Origin of the sequence: Vibrio sp. 10N.222.46.A1 (genome assembly GCF_041473595.1) — a bacterium.
In the GTDB taxonomy this organism is placed as follows: Bacteria; Pseudomonadota; Gammaproteobacteria; order Enterobacterales; family Vibrionaceae; genus Vibrio; species Vibrio tasmaniensis_A.
Window position 1 is genome coordinate 1 of sequence record NZ_JBFRSN010000272.1, and the last position, 4,356, is coordinate 4,356.

The 4,356-nt window shown below is 43.5% G+C and carries 6 protein-coding genes; 5 read left to right on the forward strand and 1 reads right to left on the reverse strand.

Annotation, left to right across the window (positions count from 1 at the left end):
- The 5 genes from AB4496_RS09290 to pyrF form a co-directional block, all read left to right on the forward strand.
- Nucleotides 1-1,013: 30S ribosomal protein S1 (locus tag AB4496_RS09290; RefSeq protein ID WP_372130851.1), on the forward strand; the 1,013-nt coding region annotated here is incomplete at its 5' end.
- Nucleotides 1,014-1,134: 121 nt separating this feature from the next.
- A complete protein-coding gene (ihfB, locus tag AB4496_RS09295) occupies nt 1,135-1,419 on the forward strand; it encodes an integration host factor subunit beta (protein WP_010439923.1) in 285 nt (94 codons plus the stop codon).
- A 129-nt stretch (nt 1,420-1,548) separates the two neighbouring features.
- The gene (locus tag AB4496_RS09300) at nt 1,549-1,821 is read left to right on the forward strand and encodes a LapA family protein (RefSeq protein ID WP_012604397.1); all 273 of its coding nucleotides are present in this window, start codon (nt 1,549-1,551) and stop codon (nt 1,819-1,821) included.
- A 12-nt stretch (nt 1,822-1,833) separates the two neighbouring features.
- Entirely contained in the window at nt 1,834-3,009 is a 1,176-nt protein-coding gene (gene lapB / locus AB4496_RS09305; protein WP_009848862.1) for a lipopolysaccharide assembly protein LapB, read from the forward strand.
- A gap of 122 nt (nt 3,010-3,131) precedes the next feature.
- The gene (pyrF, locus tag AB4496_RS09310) at nt 3,132-3,827 is read left to right on the forward strand and encodes an orotidine-5'-phosphate decarboxylase (RefSeq protein WP_102257828.1); all 696 of its coding nucleotides are present in this window, start codon (nt 3,132-3,134) and stop codon (nt 3,825-3,827) included.
- Between the two features lie 107 nt (nt 3,828-3,934).
- Here pyrF and AB4496_RS09315 read toward each other — a convergent pair.
- The coding region (locus AB4496_RS09315) for a tRNA-(ms[2]io[6]A)-hydroxylase (RefSeq protein WP_372130853.1) at nt 3,935-4,356 on the reverse strand (422 nt) is incomplete at its 5' end.

A 4,356-nucleotide genomic window follows, 5' to 3' on the forward strand; every position in this document is an offset into this window, starting at 1 on the left:
TCACAGATATGGCTTGGAAGCGCGTTAAGCACCCATCAGAGATCGTTAACGTTGGTGACGAAATCCTAGTTAAAGTTCTTAAGTTCGATCGTGAGCGCACTCGTGTTTCACTAGGTCTTAAGCAACTAGGCGAAGATCCATGGGTAGCAATCGCTAAGCGTTACCCAGAAGGTCACAAGCTTTCTGGTCGTGTTACAAACCTAACTGACTACGGCTGCTTCGTTGAAATCGAAGAAGGCGTTGAAGGTCTAGTACACGTTTCTGAAATGGATTGGACTAACAAGAACATCCACCCTTCTAAAGTTGTTAATGTTGGCGACGAAGTTGAGGTTATGGTTCTTGATATCGACGAAGAACGTCGTCGTATCTCTCTAGGTCTGAAACAGTGTAAAGCTAACCCATGGCAGTCATTTGCAGAAATGCAAGCTAAGGGCGACAAAGTTACTGGTAAGATCAAGTCTATCACTGACTTTGGTATCTTCATCGGTCTAGAAGGCGGTATCGACGGTCTTGTACACCTATCTGACATTTCTTGGAACGCTGCCGGCGAAGAAGCTGTACGTGAATACAAGAAAGGCGACGAAATCTCTGCTGTTGTTCTAGCAGTAGATGCAGAGCGTGAGCGTATTTCTCTTGGCGTTAAGCAAATGGAAAACGACCCGTTCAACGCATACGTTGCTGACAACAAGAAAGGTGTTCTTGTAAACGGTACTGTAACTGCAGTTGACGCTAAAGGCGCTACTATCGAGCTAATCGAAGGCGTTGAAGGCTACCTACGTGCTTCTGAAGTTTCTCGTGACCGTATCGAAGATGCATCTCTAATCCTAAGCGTTGGCGACAGCGTTGAAGCGAAGTTCACTGGTGTAGACCGTAAGAACCGCGTAATCAACCTATCTATCAAAGCTAAAGATGAAGCTGATGAGCAAGAAGCAATGGCTTCACTGAACAAGTCTGATGAAGGCGCGTTCGGTAACGCAATGGCAGACGCATTCAAAGCTGCTAAAGGCGAATAATAGCTTCTCATTAAGAGAATTATAGCTATCTAGCCAAGAAAGGAGCCGTAAGGCTCCTTTTTTTTTGCTTATTTTTCCTATAGGTCTATAATTTCTAAAAAGAAAACCAACGAGGGTAACTATGACTAAGTCTGAATTGATTGAAAGACTGTGCGCTGAGCAAACGCATCTTTCTGCAAAAGAAATTGAAGACGCTGTAAAAGACATTTTAGAGCACATGGCTTCAACACTAGAAAGTGGTGATCGAATCGAAATTCGCGGCTTTGGCAGCTTTTCTCTGCATTACCGTGAACCTCGTGTTGGACGTAATCCTAAAACTGGTGACAAGGTTGAGTTGGAAGGTAAATACGTTCCTCACTTCAAACCAGGTAAAGAGCTACGCGAACGAGTAAACTCAGGGTTGTAGGCTACTTATCGGAATTAAGAAAAGCGGCATACTATAATGTATGCCGCTTTTTTATGACCATAATATGGTGGTCTGATTAGTAATTTTCCTGCATAATCGTACAGCTAATTAATCAATGAGTGATGAACTATGAAAATTATAAAAATAGTCGCTGTTATCGCACTTTTCCTAATGGCACTGGCTTTAGGCTCTCAAAACCAAACAATTGTGAATTTCAATTATTTGCTAGCGCAAGGTGACTTCCACCTGTCAAGCTTGCTAGGTGTTGTATTCGTTTCAGGTTTTGCTCTTGCTTGGTTAGTCTTTGGAAATATGCACATGCGATCTCAACTAAAAATTCATCGCTTGAAGAAGCAACTCAATAAGCAATCAAAGCAGGTCGCTGCTGAAACTAAAGCTTAAAGGCCATATTTGATGTTAGAGTTACTGTTCTTACTTTTGCCCATCGCAGCCGCTTATGGTTGGTATATGGGTAATCGTAATGCTCAGCAAGAAAAACAAAAGCAATCACACCAGATCTCCCGCCAATACGTGACGGGTTTGAACCTATTACTGTCAGACCAATCTGACAAAGCGGTTGATCACTTCATTGAGTTACTTCAAGTAGACAATGAAACCATCGATACTCACTTGGCTTTGGGCAACTTGTTCCGCTCAAGAGGCGAAGTCGACCGCGCTATTCGTATTCACCAAAATCTTATCTCTCGGTCTGGGCTTACCCTCGATCAAAAAAACCTCGCATTGCAACAATTAGCTAAAGACTATACGGTCTCAGGCTTTCTTGATCGCGCAGAGAAAATTTTTGAACAGCTTGTAGAAGAGCCTGATCATAAAGAAGGCGCTTTACAGCAGTTGGTTGCCATTTATCAGCAAACGCGTGAGTGGAATAAAGCGATTCATTACGGGAATATCTTAGTTAAGCTGAGCAAGAAGAAAATGAAGACGCGTGCGATGGTTGCACACTTCTGGTGTGAGCTTGCGATGCAAGAACAAGCCGACGGCAACCGCCCTAAAGCGCTTCAGCACTTCAAGAAGGCCCTTTCAGAAGACCCTAAATGTGTTCGAGCCAGTATTGCTTTAGGAAAATTCTATTTAGCCAATGAAGATTATCACAAGACAATTACTTATTTAGAGTCAGTTCTCGAGCAAGATATCGACTTCATTAGTGAAGTCCTGCCAACGCTTGCTGAGTGTTACCACAAACTTGGACAAGAAGCGCAGTTGGTCGAGTTCCTTAAAGCGTGTATTCAGAAGAAAGCCGGTGTTTCCGCTGAGTTGATGCTGGCTCAACTCGTTGCCGACCATGAAGATGTTGGCTCTGCTCAAGAGCTACTGACAAAGCAGCTTGTTAAAAACCCAACCATGAAAGGTTTTTATCGATTAATTGATTATCACCTAGAGGAAGCGGAAGAAGGTAGAGCCAAAGACAGCTTAACAACGCTTCAATCTATGGTTGGTGAACAACTCAAGGTTAAGCCTCATTACCGATGCCGTCAGTGTGGTTTCTCAACTCACTCAATGTATTGGCACTGCCCTTCATGTAAGGGGTGGGGAACGATCAAGCCTATTCGTGGGCTTGATGGTGAATAGATTTGTGGTCATTTTAAGACCAAATTATTAATTGCAGCTTTCGGGCTGCATTTTTATGACTGTTATTTATGGCCTGATTGGTATAAATATTTTGTAGAAAGTTAACTGCGTTAGGAGATGAAATGAACGACCAAAAAATCATTGTAGCATTGGATTATGATAACCAAGCGGATGCGTTAGCCTTTGTCGATCGTATTGACCCAGCATCTTGCCGCCTAAAAGTTGGCAAAGAGATGTTTACTCTGTTTGGCCCTGAATTTGTTCGTGAATTACATAAACGTGGTTTCTCTGTGTTTTTGGACCTTAAGTTCCACGATATCCCGAACACATGTTCAAAAGCGGTACGTGCTGCCGCTGAGATGGGCGTGTGGATGGTGAACGTACACGCGAGCGGTGGCGAGCGTATGATGACGGCTTCTCGTGAAATTTTGGAACCATATGGTAAAGCTCGTCCATTGTTAATCGGTGTGACGGTACTAACCAGTATGGAGCAATCTGACTTAGCGGGTATCGGTCTGGATCTAGAGCCACAGCAACAAGTGATGCGCTTAGCGTCTTTGACTAAAAACTCAGGCCTAGACGGTGTTGTATGTTCTGCACAAGAGGCTTCTTTGCTCAAAGGTGCACTTGGTCAGGAGTTCAAACTAGTAACTCCAGGTATTCGTCCTGTAGGCGCTGATGTTGGTGACCAGAAGCGTATCATGACGCCTTCTAAGGCGATTGAGTCAGGTTCTGACTATCTTGTTATCGGTCGTCCAATTACTCAAGCAGCAGACCCTGCATCAGTACTTGCTGAAATCAACGGCACGCTAGCTTAAGCTTATCATTAAGTCGTAATTCCAATAAAGAAGGCCAGCAATTTGCTGGCCTTCTTATAGGTGTACTAAATACAGAATTGGTCTGGAGTAGACTTGTTCTAAACGGCTTAAACCGGAGCGCCACTATGAAACTTAAAGTCGCTGTCTTCTGAAGTGATAAGTTCTGCTTCAACTTGCGCAAAATGAGCAATACGCTCAGAGATATCTTTCCCTGCGATTTGTTCCGCGAGTTCAAGATAGTCTTGATAGTGACGAGCTTCTGAACGAAGTAGAGATACGTAAAACTTTTCCATGTCTTCTTCTAAGAAAGGAGCCAGTTTAGCAAAGCGTTCACAAGAGCGAGCTTCAATAAATGCACCAATAATAAGCTTATCAACTAGAGCATCAGGCTCGTAAGTCTTAACTTGCTTGATTAAACCCTTAGCGTAGCGGCCCGCCTCGATCGGTTGATAAGTCACGCCTTTTTTTACCATCAATTCCATCACTTGGTAGAAGTGATGCAGCTCTTCTTTGATCAGCAATACCATTT

What these genes read in the sequence shown, in the direction of transcription:
- AB4496_RS09300 (WP_012604397.1), top strand. Translation starts at nt 1,549, where the DNA reads ATGAAAATTATAAAAATAGTCGCTGTTATCGCACTTTTCCTAATGGCA.
- ihfB (WP_010439923.1), top strand. Translation starts at nt 1,135, where the DNA reads ATGACTAAGTCTGAATTGATTGAAAGACTGTGCGCTGAGCAAACGCAT.
- pyrF (WP_102257828.1), top strand. Translation starts at nt 3,132, where the DNA reads ATGAACGACCAAAAAATCATTGTAGCATTGGATTATGATAACCAAGCG.
- lapB (WP_009848862.1), top strand. Translation starts at nt 1,834, where the DNA reads ATGTTAGAGTTACTGTTCTTACTTTTGCCCATCGCAGCCGCTTATGGT.